Genomic DNA, 1,256 nt, shown 5'->3' with positions numbered 1-1,256 from the left:
AATCGTGTCGCCCAGCATTTTGAATGTGTTGATCAGATCGGCGCGGGCGCCACCATCAAGCAGCTTGTTGATGCTGGTGCTGATCGCGCCGAGCATTGGCCCCATGGCAAGCCCTATTGTGGTCTTCATGCCCTCGATCCGCCGCATGGACTTGCCCCAGGCGTCGTCAACACCATCTGCGGCGGCAACCTGATCTTTTTCAAAGAATCGCCCCTCCTCCCTCATCATTGCCATGATCTTTGCGTAGGCCTCTGGCCCGCCCTTGTCCAGCATGGGAATGATGTTGGTGCCCGCCTTGCCAAACACCGCTTTGGCAAAGGCCACCTTCGACGCCTCGTCAGTCTCCTTCACAGAATTTTTGTAGACCTCGCTGATCCGGTTGAAAACATCCGTCGCGTTGCCCTTGAGATCGTCGCTGTTAACACCGACTGCCCCCAAATCCGCGATGGCGCCTTTGTCGCCGCTGCGTGCGCCTGCAATCTTTTTCTGCAAAAAACCGATACTGTTTGCAACGTCTTCGACTTTGGTACCACTGTCAGCGGCCATCTCACCGTAAACCTGAAGCGAGTCAGTGGACACCTTGTACTTGTCGCTCAGGTCTTGCAATGCGCCCAGGTTGGCGTGCGCTGCTACGCTGTTATCGATCATCGCCTTGGTGGCCATATACATGCCACCAGCAGCAAAAAGAGACCCCGCGAAGGGGATTTTTTGCATCGCACCCTGCAGGCGGCCTAGAGAGCCGGTCAGGCGGTTGACGCCAGCAAGCTCCATGGGGCCGGCGAGCATTTTTTGCACACCTTGGATTGGTCGGCTCAGCCGGTCAAACTGGGCCTGCAGGCGCGCAAGCACCGGCGAAGCGGTGTCTTGTGCCGAGATGATAATTTTTGCTTCTGTTTTTTGCGTGACCATATTTAGCTTCCCAGGTTTGCGCTTGCTTTTTTCTGTGCGTCGGCGATGACTTCGCAGATCTCCAGCCAAAAGTCGATCCGGTCAAGGCTCATGTTTTCAATTTCAGAGGGTTGAACGCCGCGCAAAAGCAGCACGGCAGCGGCGTCCTTCAGTTCTTTGGGCCGGGGAACATCTCCAGCACCAAGGGGATAGCCGGCGCAAAGGCGCGGTAATCCATGGCGTCAATATCGTCCCGGGCCATGCCGCTGTGTTGCAGCACCTGGGCCACAAACTCAGTCGGGCGATTCGGCTCTACCGTAATCTTTTTCAGCAGGGCCTTGAAGACCTTGATCTCGGGCATTTCAAAA

Annotated in this window: 3 protein-coding genes; all 3 read right to left on the bottom strand. The window is 56.3% G+C overall.

Annotated features, from left to right (window positions below; genetic code table 11):
* Positions 1-909 (bottom strand): hypothetical protein (locus Q7U33_RS07020; RefSeq protein WP_304859041.1); only part of this gene is annotated, 909 nt, incomplete at its 3' end.
* A 2-nt stretch (positions 910-911) separates the two neighbouring features.
* A complete protein-coding gene (locus tag Q7U33_RS07015) occupies positions 912-1,043 on the bottom strand; it encodes a hypothetical protein (protein WP_304859038.1) in 132 nt (43 codons plus the stop codon).
* A gap of 14 nt (positions 1,044-1,057) precedes the next feature.
* A partial coding sequence (locus Q7U33_RS07010) for a hypothetical protein (RefSeq protein WP_304859036.1) occupies positions 1,058-1,256 on the bottom strand: 199 nt, incomplete at its 5' end.

The sequence above is a fragment of the Methylotenera sp. genome (genome assembly GCF_030653755.1).
Taxonomy (GTDB): Bacteria; Pseudomonadota; Gammaproteobacteria; order Burkholderiales; family Methylophilaceae; genus Methylotenera.
The sequence above is the reverse complement of the archived record's forward strand: the minus strand, read 5'-3'. Positions and strand labels throughout refer to the sequence as shown.